The sequence below is a fragment of the Mesorhizobium cantuariense genome, from assembly GCF_042647205.1.
Taxonomy (GTDB): domain Bacteria; phylum Pseudomonadota; class Alphaproteobacteria; order Rhizobiales; family Rhizobiaceae; genus Mesorhizobium; species Mesorhizobium cantuariense.
In genome coordinates this window covers 2371134-2385644 of sequence record NZ_JBHRVD010000001.1, presented here as the reverse complement: position 1 = coordinate 2385644, position 14511 = coordinate 2371134, and the positions used below count along the sequence as shown (strand labels likewise).

Annotated in this window: 17 protein-coding genes and 2 pseudogenes; 7 read left to right on the top strand and 12 right to left on the bottom strand. The window is 61.7% G+C overall.

Annotation, left to right across the window (positions count from 1 at the left end):
* Positions 1-259: 259 nt before the first annotated feature.
* From cimA to cysS, 8 genes and pseudogenes are all read right to left on the bottom strand, one after another.
* Positions 260-1876, bottom strand: a complete 1617-nt coding sequence (cimA, locus tag ACFOJ9_RS11015) for a citramalate synthase (RefSeq protein ID WP_378978899.1) — start codon at positions 1874-1876, stop codon at positions 260-262.
* Positions 1877-2062: 186 nt separating this feature from the next.
* Entirely contained in the window at positions 2063-3022 is a 960-nt protein-coding gene (gene pip, locus ACFOJ9_RS11010; protein ID WP_378978898.1) for a prolyl aminopeptidase, read from the bottom strand.
* Entirely contained in the window at positions 3019-3495 is a 477-nt protein-coding gene (locus ACFOJ9_RS11005) for a GFA family protein (RefSeq protein WP_027038010.1), read from the bottom strand. The genes pip and ACFOJ9_RS11005 overlap by 4 nt, the downstream gene beginning before the upstream one ends.
* On the bottom strand, positions 3492-3983 hold the full coding sequence (locus ACFOJ9_RS11000) for a GFA family protein (protein ID WP_378978897.1): 492 nt from the start codon (positions 3981-3983) through the stop codon (positions 3492-3494). The genes ACFOJ9_RS11005 and ACFOJ9_RS11000 overlap by 4 nt, the downstream gene beginning before the upstream one ends.
* Positions 3984-3989: 6 nt before the next feature.
* Complete coding sequence (locus ACFOJ9_RS10995; RefSeq protein WP_378978896.1) at positions 3990-4376, bottom strand: VOC family protein; 387 nt, start codon at positions 4374-4376, stop codon at positions 3990-3992.
* Positions 4373-4780: an endonuclease domain-containing protein gene (locus ACFOJ9_RS10990; RefSeq protein ID WP_378978895.1), complete on the bottom strand. Its 408-nt coding sequence runs from the start codon at positions 4778-4780 to the stop codon at positions 4373-4375. Before ACFOJ9_RS10990 ends, ACFOJ9_RS10995 begins: the two co-directional genes overlap by 4 nt.
* 265 nt (positions 4781-5045) lie before the next feature.
* Positions 5046-5189: pseudogene (locus ACFOJ9_RS38840) on the bottom strand (cysteine--tRNA ligase); the annotation flags it as partial.
* Positions 5190-5485: 296 nt separating this feature from the next.
* Positions 5486-6542, bottom strand: a pseudogene (gene cysS / locus ACFOJ9_RS10985) (cysteine--tRNA ligase); the annotation flags it as partial.
* A gap of 392 nt (positions 6543-6934) precedes the next feature.
* On the opposite strand from cysS, the gene ACFOJ9_RS10980 reads away from it, so the two are divergent.
* Positions 6935-7090, top strand: a complete 156-nt coding sequence (locus ACFOJ9_RS10980; protein WP_109662740.1) for a hypothetical protein — start codon at positions 6935-6937, stop codon at positions 7088-7090.
* A 71-nt stretch (positions 7091-7161) separates the two neighbouring features.
* Here the strand turns inward: ACFOJ9_RS10980 and ACFOJ9_RS10975 are convergent, their stop codons facing one another.
* Positions 7162-7923: an SOS response-associated peptidase gene (locus ACFOJ9_RS10975; RefSeq protein WP_378978893.1), complete on the bottom strand. Its 762-nt coding sequence runs from the start codon at positions 7921-7923 to the stop codon at positions 7162-7164.
* Positions 7924-8050: 127 nt separating this feature from the next.
* On the opposite strand from ACFOJ9_RS10975, the gene ACFOJ9_RS10970 reads away from it, so the two are divergent.
* The 4 genes from ACFOJ9_RS10970 to ACFOJ9_RS10955 all read left to right on the top strand — a co-directional run bounded on the left by ACFOJ9_RS10970 (position 8051) and on the right by ACFOJ9_RS10955 (position 10483).
* Positions 8051-8485: an NUDIX hydrolase gene (locus ACFOJ9_RS10970; RefSeq protein WP_378978892.1), complete on the top strand. Its 435-nt coding sequence runs from the start codon at positions 8051-8053 to the stop codon at positions 8483-8485.
* 146 nt (positions 8486-8631) lie between these two features.
* Positions 8632-9009, top strand: a complete 378-nt coding sequence (locus ACFOJ9_RS10965) for a TIGR02301 family protein (protein ID WP_378978891.1) — start codon at positions 8632-8634, stop codon at positions 9007-9009.
* Between the two features lie 360 nt (positions 9010-9369).
* On the top strand, positions 9370-9627 hold the full coding sequence (locus ACFOJ9_RS10960) for a hypothetical protein (protein WP_008874920.1): 258 nt from the start codon (positions 9370-9372) through the stop codon (positions 9625-9627).
* Positions 9628-9697: 70 nt separating this feature from the next.
* Positions 9698-10483, top strand: a complete 786-nt coding sequence (locus ACFOJ9_RS10955) for a hypothetical protein (protein ID WP_378978890.1) — start codon at positions 9698-9700, stop codon at positions 10481-10483.
* 10 nt (positions 10484-10493) lie between these two features.
* Here ACFOJ9_RS10955 and ACFOJ9_RS10950 read toward each other — a convergent pair whose 3' ends face one another.
* From ACFOJ9_RS10950 to ACFOJ9_RS10940, 3 genes are all read right to left on the bottom strand, one after another.
* Positions 10494-11222: a nucleotidyl transferase AbiEii/AbiGii toxin family protein gene (locus tag ACFOJ9_RS10950; RefSeq protein ID WP_378978889.1), complete on the bottom strand. Its 729-nt coding sequence runs from the start codon at positions 11220-11222 to the stop codon at positions 10494-10496.
* A gap of 70 nt (positions 11223-11292) precedes the next feature.
* The gene (locus ACFOJ9_RS10945; RefSeq protein ID WP_378978888.1) at positions 11293-11520 is read right to left on the bottom strand and encodes a hypothetical protein; all 228 of its coding nucleotides are present in this window, start codon (positions 11518-11520) and stop codon (positions 11293-11295) included.
* A 53-nt stretch (positions 11521-11573) separates the two neighbouring features.
* On the bottom strand, positions 11574-12905 hold the full coding sequence (locus tag ACFOJ9_RS10940) for a dihydroorotase (protein ID WP_378978887.1): 1332 nt from the start codon (positions 12903-12905) through the stop codon (positions 11574-11576).
* A 75-nt stretch (positions 12906-12980) separates the two neighbouring features.
* Between ACFOJ9_RS10940 and ygfZ the strand changes: the two genes are divergently transcribed.
* Complete coding sequence (gene ygfZ, locus ACFOJ9_RS10935) at positions 12981-13841, top strand: CAF17-like 4Fe-4S cluster assembly/insertion protein YgfZ (RefSeq protein WP_378978886.1); 861 nt, start codon at positions 12981-12983, stop codon at positions 13839-13841.
* Entirely contained in the window at positions 13841-14476 is a 636-nt protein-coding gene (locus ACFOJ9_RS10930) for a hydrolase (protein ID WP_378978885.1), read from the top strand. Before ygfZ ends, ACFOJ9_RS10930 begins: the two co-directional genes overlap by 1 nt.
* Positions 14477-14511 lie beyond the last annotated feature (35 nt).

The window sequence follows — 14511 nt, the reverse complement described above, 5'->3', positions numbered from 1 at the left end:
GATCAATGGACTTTCGCTGATGGTTCAAGGGGCTTGAAGAGGTTCAGAGCAACAAACGTCTCGTTTCTTCACACCCCCCTCTGTCCTGCCGGACATCTCCCCCGCAAGGGGGGAGATCGGATATCCCTTCGGCTTTCGCCAATCTTCAACGTTAATAAAAAGCGCCGTCAACGAAGCTGCCAATCTCCCCCCTTGCGGGGGAGATGTCCGGCAGGACAGAGGGGGGTGGGCGGGAACTCAGCCTCCGCTATTTCTCGCCCTACTCCGCCGCGACCAGCCCCGCCATTTCGCGGTTCTTCATCAGCTTGTAGACGATGGAATCCATCAGCGCCTGGAACGAGGCGTCGATGATGTTTTCGGAAACGCCGACCGTCCACCAGCGCGCGCCGGTGCCATCGTGCGATTCGATCAGAACGCGGGTGATCGCCTCAGTGCCACCATTGAGGATACGCACCTTGAAGTCGGCCAACTCCATGTCGGCGATCTCGCCCTGGAATTTGCCGAGGTCCTTGCGCAGCGCGATGTCGAGTGCGTTGACCGGGCCATGCCCCTCGGCGACCGACATCTTCTCCTCGCCGTCGACCACGACCTTGACGATCGCTTCGGACACCGTCTTCAGCTGGCCGTTGGCGTCGAAGCGGCGCTCGACCATGCAGCGGAACGAGGTGACGTTGAAGAATTCCGGCAGGCCGTGCAGCATCTTGCGCGCCAGGAGTTCGAAGCTGGCATCGGCGCCCTCATAGGCGTAGCCCTCGGCCTCGCGCTCCTTGACCACTGATATCAGCGCGTCGAGCCGATGATCGTCCTTCGGCACGTCGATGCCGCGCCGCTTCAGTTCGGCGAGGAAATTGGCCTTGCCGCCCTGGTCGGAAACCATGACGCGGCGGCGGTTGCCGACCGTTTCCGGAGGCACATGCTCATAGGTCGCCGGCTCCTTGGCCAGTGCAGAGGCATGGATGCCGGCCTTGGTGGCGAAGGCGGAAGCGCCGACATAGGGCGCCTGCGCTTCCGGCGCACGGTTCAAGAGTTCATCGAAAGCGCGCGACAGGCGCGAAATGCCGGTCAGCGCTTCAGTCGAAATGCCCGTCTCGAAACGATCGGCGAAGGCCGGCTTCAGCGCCAGGGTCGGCACGATCGAGATCAGGTTGGCGTTGCCGCAGCGCTCGCCGATGCCGTTGAGCGTGCCCTGGATCTGGCGCACGCCGGCCTCGACAGCGGCCAGCGAATTGGCGACCGCCTGGCCGGTGTCGTCATGGGCATGGATGCCGAGATGATCGCCTGAAATACCGGACGAAATAACCTTTTCGACGATGGCGCGGACTTCCGACGGCTGCGTGCCGCCATTGGTGTCGCACAGCACCACCCAGCGCGCGCCGGCATCATAGGCGGTCCTGGCGCAGGCCAGCGCATAGTCGGGATTGGCTTTGAAGCCGTCGAAGAAATGCTCGCAGTCGACCAATGCCTCCTTGCCGGCACCAATCGCCGCCTCGACGGAGGCCTTGATGGCGTCGAGGTTCTCTTCGTTGGTGCAGCCGAGCGCGACACGGACGTGATAGTCCCAGCTCTTGGCGACGAAACAGATGGCATCCGACCTCGATTGCACGAGTGACGCAAGACCGGGATCGTTGGACGCCGATACCCCTGCCCGCTTGGTCATGCCGAAGGCGACGAATTTGGCGCGCGCCGTTCGCTTTTCCTGGAAGAAGGCGGTGTCGGTCGGATTGGCGCCGGGATAGCCGCCTTCGACATAGTCGAGGCCGAAAGCATCGAGCAGCTTCGCGATGGCGATCTTGTCCTCGACGGAAAAGTCGATGCCCGGCGTCTGCTGGCCATCGCGCAATGTGGTGTCGAAGAGATAAAGGCGCTGTTTTGTCATTGTTGTGTGGGCGCTTGAACACCCCCCTCTGGCCTGCCGGCCATCTCCCCCTCAAGGGGGAGATTGGCAGTTCGGGGGCCCCGCCATCTCTTGCGAGGCCGAAATTATGCGAAAGCCAAGATGAAGGCCAATCTCCCCCCTTGAGGGGGAGATGTCCGGCAGGACAGAGGGGGGTGGGACTTGGCATCATTGTTTCCCCGCAAATCCATCCGTCGCGCGGATCAGCCGGTCCAAAATCCCCGGCTCCGAATAGGCGTGGCCGGCACCCTCGATCAGGTGGAAATCCGCCTTTGGCCAAGCCTTGTGCAGCGCCCAGGCATAGCGCGCCGGGCACGGCATGTCGTAGCGGCCATGGACGATGGTGCCGGGAATGTCACTCAGCTTGTGCGCGTCGCGCAGCAGCTGCCTTTCCTCAAGCCAGCCGGCATGGACGAAATAGTGGTTCTCGATGCGGGCAAAGGCGATGGCATAGTCGTCCTGCCCGAAAGGTCCGCTGGTTTCGGGCTCAGGCAAAAGCGTGATCGTCTCGCCTTCCCACAGGCTCCAGGCGCGAGCGGCCTCGATCTGCGCCTTGCGATCCGTGCCGACCAGCCGCTTGCGGTAGGCGGCCATCATGTCGCCGCGCTCGGCCTCCGGGATTGGCGCCAGGAACCGCTCCCATTTGTCCGGAAACATTTCCGAGACGCCGAACTGATAGTACCATTCGAGTTCCGCACGCGTCAGCGTGTAGATGCCACGCACCACCAGCTCACTGACGCGCTCAGGATGCGTCTCGGCATAGGCGAGCGCCAGCGTGGAGCCCCAGGAGCCGCCGAATACCAGCCATTGGTCGAAGCCGGCCATTTCGCGCAGGCGTTCGATGTCGGCGACCAGGTGCCAGGTGGTGTTGGCTTCGAGCGAGGCATTGGGCGTCGATTTTCCGCAGCCGCGCTGATCGAACAGGATGACGTCGTAGAGCTTCGGGTCGAACAGCCGCCGGTGTTTTGGCGAAATGGTGCCGCCCGGCCCGCCATGCAGAAACACCGCCGGTTTGGCGCCTTTGGTGCCGGAGCGTTCCCAATAGACCTGATGGCCGTCGCCGACATCGAGCATGCCGGAATCGAACGCCTCGATCTCGGGATAGAGCGTACGCAATTGACTGCTCATAGTTGCAAACCTTTGGTCGGCCAGTCCGCTGTTTCGTGGTCAGGGTGCTGGAAGGAGATGATGGATTCCTGCCTGTTATAGTAGTCGGGATCCTGGTGGACGGGCTGATCGAAGATCGTCTCCACCCAGGGCAACCGCGCGGCGTAGTTGACCTGGATCTGTGGGGCGAGATCGGAGCGGTCGTCGAAGGCCCCGATAGCGATCTCAAGTCCTCCGGGCTGCCGGTAGGTCAGCGGCGTCCCACAGCGGGCGCAGAAACCACGATCGATGTTGACAGACGACTGGAAATAGCTCGGCTCTTCATGGGTCCACTCGACGCCGTCCCTGGGCACCGTGACCAGCGCACCGAAGAACGAGCCGAACTGTTTCTGGCACATGCGGCAATGGCAGATGGATGGACGGCCGAGCGCCCCATGAATGCGGAAGCGCACGGCGCCACACTGGCAGCCGCCGGTTCTTACCTGATCGGTCATGATTTTTCCTTTGGCGGCCATTGTTCGGTGTCGTGGTCCGGATGCTGGTAGGAGACGAGATCGGCCAGATAGGAGGCCGACGACATGTCGGCCATCGTCTCCTCGCCCGGCAATTGCGGAATGGTGTCGACGTAGGGAAGTTTTGCCTCCGTGCCCCACTGGATCAGCGGCACGATCTCCGCCGGATTGTCGAACGCACCGATCGCGAGGCCGACACCATCCGGCGCAGTGAAGGTCAGCGGCGTGCCGCAATCCGGGCAGAAGCCGCGATCGACATGGTTGGACGAGCGGAAGTATTTCGGCTCACCACGCGTCCAGTCGAGCCTGGCGCCGCGCACCGACACCAGCGGCGCGTAGAATGCGCCGAACGCCTTCTGGCACATGCGGCAATGGCAGATCGAGGCGTCGCCGAGCGCGCCTTCGACACGAAAGCGCACTGCGCCGCACTGGCAGCCGCCGGTGTAGACGGGCCGGTTGTCGAGGCTCATCGCTGGTCACTCCGGGGCATGGCAGACGGCCTCGACATTGTTGCCGTCGGGATCGAAGACGAAGGCGGCGTAATAGTCCGGGTGATAGTGCGGGCGCAGGCCCGGCCCGCCATTGTCTTTGCCGCCGGCGGCAAGCGCCGCAGCATAAAAGGCATCGACCTCGGCGCGGCTGCGCGCGGTGAAGGCAACGTGCTGGTGATCCCTGGGCTTGTCCTTGCCCGAACTCAGCCAGAACACCGGCCGGTCACGGCCATAGCCACCGACCTTGGCGCCGCCGGTATATTCCAGCGGCACCATGTAAAGCAGCGCGGCACCCAGCGGCGCCATCGCCTTGTCATAGAAAGCCTTCGAAGCGTCGAAATCGGCAACGGTGATGCCGAGATGATCGATCATGAAATTGCCTCCCTTGCTGGTTCACGTGCCGGCCTCGCCGCGTCAGCCAAACCGGCCACGATCACGATATGCTGGCAGACATTGTCGATATCGCGAATGACGTCGTCGTTCCAGAAGCGCAGGATGGTCCAGCCGCTCGCCTTCAGATAGGCGCTTCGTTCTGCATCGCGCTCGACGTGCTCGGTGTCTGCATGCTGGCTGCCATCAACTTCAATGATCAGCTTTTTGTCCGAGCAGCCAAAATCAACAATGTATGGGCCGATTGGCACCTGCCGGCGAAAGCTTAAGCCCATTAGCCGATGCGCGCGAAGCTCGTTCCAGAGCTTCAACTCGGCGTCGGTCATCATACGACGCATGGATTTTGCGTTCTTGCGCTGGCGTGGTGAGACGAGGTCGTGACCCATCAGGCACCTTCGTACGAGAAGGTTGGCAAAGTTGCCGATCTCCCCCCTTGCGGGGGAGATGCCCGGCAGGGCAGAGGGGGGTGCTGTCCCGCCGACCTCTCAACCAATCGCAGCCACGATCTTCGGATGGTTTCCGGTGAGACTATTTGCAAGGTTGGCGTTCCTTCACACCCCCCTCTGTCCTGCCGGACATCTCCCCCGCAAGGGGGGAGATCGGCTGTCTCTAGCGCCTTCGCCAATCTTGCAAAGGTGTTTCGCGCCAACCTCACCGCTTGACCTCCCACGTCGTCACACGCTCCCCGGTGACCGGATCCTTGCCGTCCTTCAACTGTATACCTTGCGCCAGCAGTTCGTCGCGGATGCGGTCGGCCTCGGCCCAGTTCTTGGCGGCGATGAATGCCAAGCGTTCCTCGACTCGGCGATTGATGGGAGCGTCAAGTTGTGACACCAAAAGATCATAGCGCCCCATTAAGTCGGCGTCGAAGAGCCCAATTAGCTCTAACGCCTCCCCCAGTTGCCGATGTTGGCTGCCTCTTGCGAATTGTCTAACTAGGGCGAGTGCCTCAGACAAATTCAAGTCGTCCGCTAGCGCCTGCACTACTTCAGGCACATTGTCGTAGCCGAGGCCTGGCCGGAAACTGATCTCTTTCAGCTTTTCGTGCCATTCTATGACTTCTGTACGTGCGAGCTCAAAACGCGATGACGTCCAATCAATTGGGCTTCGGTAGTGGGTCTGGAGCATAGCAAGTCTCATACCCAGCCCATTCCATCTACGAACCACCTCCTGTTGCGCCATGGAAGTTTCGAGTTCGAACATCGCAAAGCGTAGTTCCGAACTCAGAATCTGATCTATCGTCAAGAAATTGCCGAGGCTCTTTGACATTTTCTGCCCTTCGACCTGCAGGAAGCCGTTGTGCATCCAGATGTTGGCCATCACGTCCGTGCCGTGGGCGCAGCGCGACTGGGCGATCTCGTTCTCATGGTGCGGAAAGATCAGGTCGAGGCCGCCGCCATGGATGTCGAACACTTCGCCGAGATAGGCGGCCGACATCGCCGAGCATTCGATGTGCCAGCCCGGCCGACCCCTGCCCCATGGGCTGTTCCAGCCCGGCTCCTCCGGTGACGACAGCTTCCAGAGGACAAAATCACCAGGATTTTTCTTGTGCGCATCGACAGCGACGCGGGCACCAGCCTGTTGCTCGTCGAGATTGCGCTTCGACAACTGGCCGTAGTCGGGCATCGACGCCGTGTCGAACAGGACTTCGCCCGCGGCAACATAGGCATGGCCGCGTTCGATCAGGCTTTGAATCAAGGTGATCATGTCGACCTTGCCGTCGGCGCGGGGCTCGACGAATTCGGTGGCGCGCGGCTCGACCGTCGGCTCCAGGCAGCCGAGAACCGCCACATCCCTGTGGAACTGATCGGCGGTCTTTTCGGTGACCCGCCTGATCGCCTCGTTGAGCGAGAGCGTGCCGGAAGCGATCTCGCCGCCGAAATCACGCAGCGCGCGGGCGTTGATCTTGTCGTCGACGTCGGTGATGTTGCGCACATAGGTGACGTGCGTCTGCCCATAGCGATGGCGCAACAAACGGAACAGCACGTCGAAGACGATCACCGGCCTGGCATTGCCGATATGGGCAAAGTCGTAGACGGTCGGGCCGCAGACATACATGCGCACATTGTCTGGATCGATCGGGACGAAATCCTCTTTCGTCCGCGTCAGCGTGTTGTAGAGGCGCAGGCCCTGCGATGCGTCAGACATTCGTGCCTTCCCGATTCAGAACTCTATTTGAATGGAGCCAGCCCTGCGCGAGACGCAAATCAGGCTCCAGCCTGCTGGCCGGGGCGTTTGTCCAATCTGGGGAAAGATGAGGCGAAAACGTCCGGACCAGCGCGAGGCTAGCCAATAATGCAAATGCCACAAATGGCGAAAGACGTTTTCATGGGCGGCTTTATCGCCTTGGCTTGTGTTGCCGTCAAGTCGCAAGTTTCGGCAAAAACGTCGCTGGATCACAGGTAATGATGCACTGAAACATTTTATTAAACATGTCGGCACAGTCATGAAACATTCGTCGGCTAGATCAGCAGGCGTCACGATTTGGTCAGAATCGGCCATCAAACGCAGACACGAAAATGTTACCTGGGAAGAGAGACATGCCCCGAAGCAAGCAGGAATCCAACCGCGCCAAGCAACCGGCGCTGGCCAACCACTATCGCGCAATCGGTCCGGCCGCGATCGTCGCCGCCCTTCTCCACACCGCGAAGAAGAAGAAGCCGGCACAGAAGATCGTATCGCCCCGCGCCGCCTGAAGCGGCATGCGGCCGGCGCCAAAGGCGCCTGGCATGAGGGCGCTGACATGCGCCTTTGAAGAACAGCTGAGCTAGAACAACGTCATCTGACTGTCGTCCGCGCCGGGTTTCTGGCGCTTGACCTTCTCGGGCTCCGGCCCGATCTCGCCCCGCTCCTGTATCTCCGGCCCGGTGTTGGCGACCTTGTTGACGAGGTCGGAGACCGGAATTGCCTCGAAGAAATCGAGCTGTGCCGGCCGTAACAGGTCGGCGACATCGCGCGGCTCTAGCGTGCGGCAATCCAGCCAACGAGCGAAATCCCTGGGATCGATCACCACCGGCATGCGGTCGTGGATATGGGCGATGTCGGCATTGGCGTTGATAGTCAGGATGGCTCCGGTGTCCATTTCCGAACCGCCCGGCTCGGCATAGGTCTCGATCAGGCCGGCGAAGGCGACCAACCCGCCATGCCTTGGGCGTATCCAGTAGGGTTGCCCTTTCTTGCCACCGGTTTGCCGCCATTCGTAAAAGCCGGAGGCCGGCACCAAAGCACGGCGATGGCGCATGGCGGCCTTGAACGAGGCCTTTTCGGCGGCGCCCTCCGAGCGCGCGTTGAACAGCAGTGGAAACTCCCTGGTGTCCTTCACCCAGGTCGGGATCAGCCCCCAGCGTACCAGCATCGGCTGCCGGTCCGGCAGGTTCGAGCCCGGAGCCCGCGGGGGGCCGGCGATCGCCGTCAGAATCGGCTGCGTCGGCGCGATGTTGTAGCGCGCCGGGAAATCCTCCAGTTCGGCCAAGCCCAGCAGGGCGGCAGTCTGGTCCGGCGTCGCGGTCAAGGCAAAACGTCCGCACATGGTCGATTGGTGCCCTTCGAATGGTTCGGTTTGAAAGTGGCGATGGAACCGGCGTTGCGCAACCGCTAAAGCTTGCCCATGCTGGGCGGTCCACAACAGACCTGCCTTCACGCCTGATCGGGAACCCATGAACGAAGCGCGCAAGACACTTCCGGCAGTCTCGGTCGCCGTCGTGCGGGCAGACACCGTGCTTCTGGTCAAGCGAGCCTGGCAACCCTCGCAAGGGCTCTATGCCTTCCCGGGCGGCAAGGTCGAACCCGGTGAGACGCTGGAGGCAGCGGCAGAGCGCGAACTTCTGGAAGAAACCGGTTTACGCGCCACCGATTATCGCCCGCTGCGGGAAATCCACATCGACGGCAGGGACGACAGCCACCCCGTCGATTATCGCCTCACGGTCTTCGGAGCCGCCTATGCCGGCGGCGAGGCGGTGGCCAGCGACGACGCCGAGACGGCCGCCTTCTATACGCTCAGTGAGATGGTGGCACTGCCGCTCGCAGGCTCCGTGTTCGCCGTGGCCGAAGACTTGTTGAAGCCCGGTGAAGACGCCGGGCCGCAGCCCTGAAAATCGCCTTGCGGGCGACAAATTGTTTCGCCACAAAGACTTATGCTGTTGGCAGAGCCAGAACGGCTTATGCCGTTCGGCAGACCACAACGGCTGACGCCGGTAGGTAGACCACAACGGCTTTCGCCGTTGGATAGAGAAGGCTTATGAATCGTCCGTCCCTGCTCCTCGCCATATCTCTTGCCGTCAGCGCGGCCGTTTCGATACGGCCCGCGCTCAGCGCCGGGTCGCCGTTCGAGCCGGGGCTGATGCGATTGGCGGAGGTTCTGGGGTCGCTGCATTTCCTGCGCAATTTGTGCGGAGAGAAGGGCGACCAGTGGCGTGTCGAGATGCAGAAGCTGCTTGATTCGGAAAATCCGGACACCGAGCGGCGCGCCCGCTTCATCGCCAGCTTCAATCGTGGCTACCGCTCGTTCGGCGGCACCTATACGCAGTGCACCCCCTCTGCGACCGAAGCCATCAGCCGTTACATGAAGGAAGGCGAGACGCTGTCGCGCGACATCGCCTCGCGTTACGGAAACTAGCATTCCGGCTGCTCGTCAACAACTATCAGGACCGTTGCTGGCGACGACTGCTACATCCGGCTTGTGCCAGGCGATATCTTGGTGCAATCCTCATGTTGCACTTCTGCAACAGTATTAACGAAACCTTACCGCGCGAAAGCGGAATTAACTCAAACTGAAGGTTTTCGCCCCGCAGGCCGCCCCAATCGGCTAAGTTTGACTCGAGCTGAACGCAGCTTCGCACAAGGCAATCGGGCTTTGTAAACGACGATCAAAAAAATGTCGTATTTACAAATACTTAATTGTCCCTGCGTGTGAAATGAACAGATCAGGCCTGATCCACGTCGACGGATCGCTGCTTGAAAGGGTGGACATTCGCTTATGGAACATGGTGTCAACGACATCGACGCGCTGGTCAGGGAAGAAAAACGCCTGACCGCCGTGGAAAGCCACAGCGAGGCCTGGGCGGAAGGTCTCTCCGCCGGCATAGAGCCCGAAATCATTGCCGAAGCAGCGCTCGAAACCGCCTTCGGCGAGATGTTGCGTGCCAATGGCGAGACCTCGGCCCTTGCCCTGCTCGACCGTATGCGTGAAAAGGTAATTGCTGGCGCCTTCGAACCTGAACGGCTGCGGCACTGAACCGACGTCCGGTTCTTTGACGGCAAAATGCCGCTCGGGCGTCATGCCCGGAAGCAGGGAGAAACGGGCAGTGAGTTTTTCGATGTCAGGCAAGCCGCGTGGCTTGGCCCTTCGCATCTGCTTCGCTGCCTGCTGCGCCGCGATTCTCCTGGTTGTGTGTCTCGCGACCAGTCCCGCCTATGCGCTGAGCGAGATCAAGCGCGAAGAGCTCCCCCCAACAGTCACGCCGCCATCGGACGACGGCATGTCACCCCCGGGAAGCACCGTACCAATGCCCAACCCGGTCGGAACGCCGCCTCCGGCCAGCCAGCCGGCTGCTCCTGAAGCCGAGCCGGACAGTCCGGCCGATGGCGGCGTGACCAGACCGCGCGTCGATCCTGACACGCCGGTACCCGAGGTTGTCTACGATCTCGGCAAGCTGCCGGAACCGGTACGGCGCATGCACGATCTGATCGTCGAAGCCTGCAAGGGCGGCGACATCGAAAAGCTGCGGCCTTTGATCGGGAAGGGCGACAGCATGACGCAGATATCGCTGACCGACATAAACGGCGACGCCATCGCCTTCCTCAAGGGTCTCTCCGGTGATCCGGACGGCCAGGAGATCCTGGCCATCCTGGAGGAGGTGCTCAATGCCGGCTACGTCCACCTCGATGCCGGCACACCACAAGAGCTCTATGTGTGGCCGTATTTCTTCGCCTTGCCTCTGGACAAGCTGGACGCCAAGCAACGGGTCGAACTGTTCAAGATCGTCACCGCCGGTGATTTCAATGACATGAAGCAGTTCGGCGCCTATATCTTCTACCGTGTCGGCATCACGCCCACTGGGCAGTGGACCTTCTTCGTCGCCGGCGATTGAACTCCGCCAGCTATCGACGGGGTCCCTCGTCGATTCCGGCATCCGGCCATTTGCGAGCGCCCTCCTCTCGAAGAAGCGAAATGGCATCGGCTGCCACGCCGGCGTCCATCTGCAGGATGTCGGCTGCGTTGCGTAGCTCGTCCTTGTCCTGAAGCTTGTTCACCACCCATGCGACCTTGTGCTGAATGTCTGGCCCGTAAGCGGTTTGCGCCTTGCCGCGCGCCTCGATCGGGATTTCGCCATAGGCGCCAATCAACATTCCAAGATCGATAGCATCACGATATGCGGTTGCGCGGTCCTGGCATCGATCGGCATTGGCCAGCAACTTCTCGGCGAACATATCTGCGGAAACAAGGGTAGATACATTCAGATCGTGGTCGAAATGGCCCTGCAGTTTGATGCGGCCCTCTCGGATAATCTCGAATCTGATCGTTTGCCCCTTCAATCGGACAACCGTCCTCAATCCATATTGGTCGATCTGGAAATCCCGAACGGCCTCAACAGGGTCGGGAAAGAACGCCTTGACGCCATGTTCGGTCGCACAGGTCCGCAGCTCGCGATAGCCGTCGGCGTCAGCACACAGAAAGTCTACATCCAGCGACCGCCGGTATTCACCGAATTTCATGACAATCGCCGTTCCGCCGCCGAACCAACACTGGTTTGCGGTCAGGAAACGGTGATCCATCAACTCGAGGGCTTCGGCAATGATCCGATGTTCAAGCTTCTTGAATTTCGTCATGATTACCGCTCGCCGTGTGTCCTGTTGATGTTCCAGCTGCGAGGTAAGGATCAGAAGAGCGAAAGGAACTTCAGACAGTGGTCAAAAGGATGCCATGACCGAACTTGTCTGCCAGAGCCTGGATAAGCAGCTTTTCACGCGTCGTAAGGCGCTTTTGATCAACAAAACGCCAATTCCGCTCGTATAGCGCAAATGCCTCCTCGGCGGGGATCGGGCGTGCAGCATCGCGGTTCCAAGCAAGCGCTTGGAGTTCCGGGAACTCAGCAGGGACAATCATGGGCGCGATATCGGCGTTCATATCCCAATTAACTTAATGGATTGTCCTTAAAAAATCCAACGCCGTGGCAACAGCTACCCCGCCAAAGCCTCGGAAAACTCCACCGCCCTGCCCTGGCTCGGCGTGACGATCTCGCCTTCCCACATCACGCGGCGGCCGCGTACAACCGTGCCAACCGGCCAGCCGGTCACTTCCTTGCTGTCATAGGGCGTCCAGCCGGCTTTCGAGCCGGCCTGCGCATTGGTGATGGTCTGGCGCCGTTTCATATCGACAATGGTAAAGTCGGCGTCGTAGCCGGCGGCGATGCGGCCTTTTCTGGCCATGCCGAAGATGCGTTGCGGGCCGTGGCTGGACAGGTCGACAAAACGTTGCAGCGTAAGCCGGCCGGCATTGACGTGGTCGAGCATGATCGGCACCAGCGTCTGCACGCCGGTCATCCCCGACGGCGAGGCCGGATAGGGCTTGGCCTTCTCGGCCAGCGTGTGCGGCGCGTGGTCGGAGCCGAGCACGTCGACGATGCCTTGCGCAATGCCGTGCCAGACGCCGTCGCGATGGCGCGCGGCGCGCACCGGCGGGTTCATCTGGATCAGCGTGCCAAGCCGCGCATAGTCGTCAGCGCTCAGCGTCAAATGATGCGGCGTCGCCTCGCAGGTCGCGACATCCTTGTGCTGTTCGAGGAACAAAATCTCCTCGGCCGTCGAGATGTGCAGGACATGGATGCGGGCGCGAGCTTGCTGAGCGATGCGCACCAGCCGTTCGGTGCAGCGCAAGGCGGCGATCTCGTCGCGCCAGACCGGGTGCGATGAAGGATCGCCCTCGATGCGTTCACCCAGACGCTCGCGCAGCCGGAATTCGTCTTCCGAATGAAAGGCGGCACGGCGGCGCGTGTTTCGGAGGATGGATGCGACGCCCTCGTCATCCTCCACCAGCAGATCGCCGGTCGACGAGCCCATGAAAACCTTGATCCCGGCCGCGCCCGGCAACCGTTCAAGCTCGCCGACATCCCCGGCGTTTTCGCGGGTGCCGCCGACCCAGAAGGCAAAATCGCAATGCATGCGACCCGTGCCGCGCCGAACCTTGTCAGCAAGCGCTGCCTCGCTGGTGGTCAAAGGGTTGGTGTTGGGCATCTCGAACACGGCGGTGACGCCGCCAAGCACGGCCGCGCGCGAACCCGTTTCCAAATCTTCCTTGTGCTCCAGTCCCGGCTCACGAAAGTGCACCTGGCTATCGACGACACCTGGCAGGATATGCAGGCCGCGGCAGTCGATCGTCTCGCCGGCCGACGCCTGGCGGAGATCGCCGATGGCAGCGATGCGCCCGTCCTTCACGCCGATGTCGCGAGCCCCTTCGCCGTCATGGTTGACCACGGTGCCGCCTGTCAGGATGAGGTCGTAGATCATGGCCATGCTCTCTTGCGGGGGGAGTGCCAGCGGCTTACGTAAAGGCCGACCGTTTTGCAAGATCAGGCTGCTTTTCCGCCCATGCCCTTTGCCCAGCTCAAAGACCGTGCCCTCATTTCCGTGTCAGGCCCGGATGCCGAGCATTTTCTGCAGAACATCCTGACCACCGATCTCGACATATTGGCTCCCGGCGAAGCCAAACCCGGTGCGCTGCTGACGCCGCAAGGCAAGATCTTGTTCGATTTCCTGATCTCGCGCGACGGTGAGAATGCATTCCGGCTCGAATGCCGGGCCGACATATCGGACGGCTTCGTACGCCGGCTGACGCTCTACAAACTGCGCGCCAAGGTCGAGATTTCCAAGGCAGATCAGGCGTTTGTCACCGTCGCGTGGGGACATGAATCAACACCCTCACAATCTGATTCAGCGGCGGCAGCCGACACGCGCTTTCCGAAGGGCGCCGTCACGCGTTTGTATGGCGAAACAGATGAGCGGAGCGACCTTGCCGCATGGCAAGCCTTCCGCATTGCCGGCGGCATTGCCGAAAGCGGCAGCGACTACCAACTTGGAGACGCCTTCCCCCACGACGTGCTGCTCGACGAAACCGGCGGCGTCGGCTTCAAGAAGGGGTGCTACGTCGGCCAGGAGGTCGTCTCGCGCATGCAGCATCGCGGCACAGCCAGGCGGCGCGTGCTGATTGCATCGGCCGACAGGCCCCTGCCCGCACCGGGCACCGAGCTAACCGTCGATGGCAGGCCGGTCGGCACGCTCGGCTCGACCGTCGGCACGACCGGCCTGGCCATTGCCCGCATCGACAGGATCAAGGCGGCGCTCGACGCGGGCCATTCGATCCTGGCGGGAGACGTGCCGGTTATGCTGGCCATTCCTTCCTGGGCCAAATTTAGCTTCCCGCAGGAAGCCGTCAGCACGGAGGGGGGCTGATGGCCGCCGACCGCGTCGGCGCGCCGGCACGCGCCTGGCAGCGCATGCTGTCGGGCCGCCGGCTTGACCTGCTCGACCCCTCGCCGCTCGATATCGAGATTTCGGATATTGCGCACGGGCTCGCCCGCGTAGCCCGCTGGAACGGCCAGACCAGCGGCGAGCATGCCTTTTCGGTTGCCCAGCACTCGCTGCTGGTCGAGGCGCTATTCTGCGACCTGGTGCCTGAGGCTTCGGCCGACGCCAGGCTGGCGGCGTTGCTGCACGATGCCCCAGAATATGTCATCGGCGACATGATCTCGCCGTTCAAATCGGTGATGGGCGGCAGCTACAAGGACTGCGAGTTGCGGTTGCAGCGCGCCATCCATCTGCGCTTCTCGCTGTCGCCGGAACCAACTGCTGCGCTGCGCAAGGAGATCAAGCGCGCCGACCAGATCGCCGCCTATTTCGAGGCGACACTGCTTGCCGGTTTTTCGACCGCCGAGGCGACCGAGTTCTTCGGCCGCCCGCGCGGCTTCGATGCCGACCGCTTCGATTTCACGCCACGCTCGGTGACCTGGGCGCAGAATGCGTTTCTGAAGCGGTTTTCCGCGATCGAGAAGTCGCGGCATCAGGTTTCGGCACCCGCAATCGGCTAAAAAACGCTAAATTAACCGGAACGGGCAACAGTGCG

What these genes read in the sequence shown, in the direction of transcription:
- ACFOJ9_RS10950 (WP_378978889.1), bottom strand. Translation starts at nt 11,222, where the DNA reads ATGACGAAATTCAAGAAGCTTGAACATCGGATCATTGCCGAAGCCCTC.
- pip (WP_378978898.1), bottom strand. Translation starts at nt 3,022, where the DNA reads ATGAGCAGTCAATTGCGTACGCTCTATCCCGAGATCGAGGCGTTCGAT.
- ygfZ (WP_378978886.1), top strand. Translation starts at nt 12,981, where the DNA reads ATGCCCTTTGCCCAGCTCAAAGACCGTGCCCTCATTTCCGTGTCAGGC.
- ACFOJ9_RS10940 (WP_378978887.1), bottom strand. Translation starts at nt 12,905, where the DNA reads ATGGCCATGATCTACGACCTCATCCTGACAGGCGGCACCGTGGTCAAC.
- ACFOJ9_RS10990 (WP_378978895.1), bottom strand. Translation starts at nt 4,780, where the DNA reads ATGGGTCACGACCTCGTCTCACCACGCCAGCGCAAGAACGCAAAATCC.
- ACFOJ9_RS10965 (WP_378978891.1), top strand. Translation starts at nt 8,632, where the DNA reads ATGAATCGTCCGTCCCTGCTCCTCGCCATATCTCTTGCCGTCAGCGCG.
- ACFOJ9_RS11005 (WP_027038010.1), bottom strand. Translation starts at nt 3,495, where the DNA reads ATGACCGATCAGGTAAGAACCGGCGGCTGCCAGTGTGGCGCCGTGCGC.
- ACFOJ9_RS10995 (WP_378978896.1), bottom strand. Translation starts at nt 4,376, where the DNA reads ATGATCGATCATCTCGGCATCACCGTTGCCGATTTCGACGCTTCGAAG.
- ACFOJ9_RS10930 (WP_378978885.1), top strand. Translation starts at nt 13,841, where the DNA reads ATGGCCGCCGACCGCGTCGGCGCGCCGGCACGCGCCTGGCAGCGCATG.
- ACFOJ9_RS10970 (WP_378978892.1), top strand. Translation starts at nt 8,051, where the DNA reads ATGAACGAAGCGCGCAAGACACTTCCGGCAGTCTCGGTCGCCGTCGTG.
- ACFOJ9_RS10945 (WP_378978888.1), bottom strand. Translation starts at nt 11,520, where the DNA reads ATGAACGCCGATATCGCGCCCATGATTGTCCCTGCTGAGTTCCCGGAA.
- ACFOJ9_RS10960 (WP_008874920.1), top strand. Translation starts at nt 9,370, where the DNA reads ATGGAACATGGTGTCAACGACATCGACGCGCTGGTCAGGGAAGAAAAA.
- ACFOJ9_RS10975 (WP_378978893.1), bottom strand. Translation starts at nt 7,923, where the DNA reads ATGTGCGGACGTTTTGCCTTGACCGCGACGCCGGACCAGACTGCCGCC.
- ACFOJ9_RS10980 (WP_109662740.1), top strand. Translation starts at nt 6,935, where the DNA reads ATGCCCCGAAGCAAGCAGGAATCCAACCGCGCCAAGCAACCGGCGCTG.
- ACFOJ9_RS11000 (WP_378978897.1), bottom strand. Translation starts at nt 3,983, where the DNA reads ATGAGCCTCGACAACCGGCCCGTCTACACCGGCGGCTGCCAGTGCGGC.
- cimA (WP_378978899.1), bottom strand. Translation starts at nt 1,876, where the DNA reads ATGACAAAACAGCGCCTTTATCTCTTCGACACCACATTGCGCGATGGC.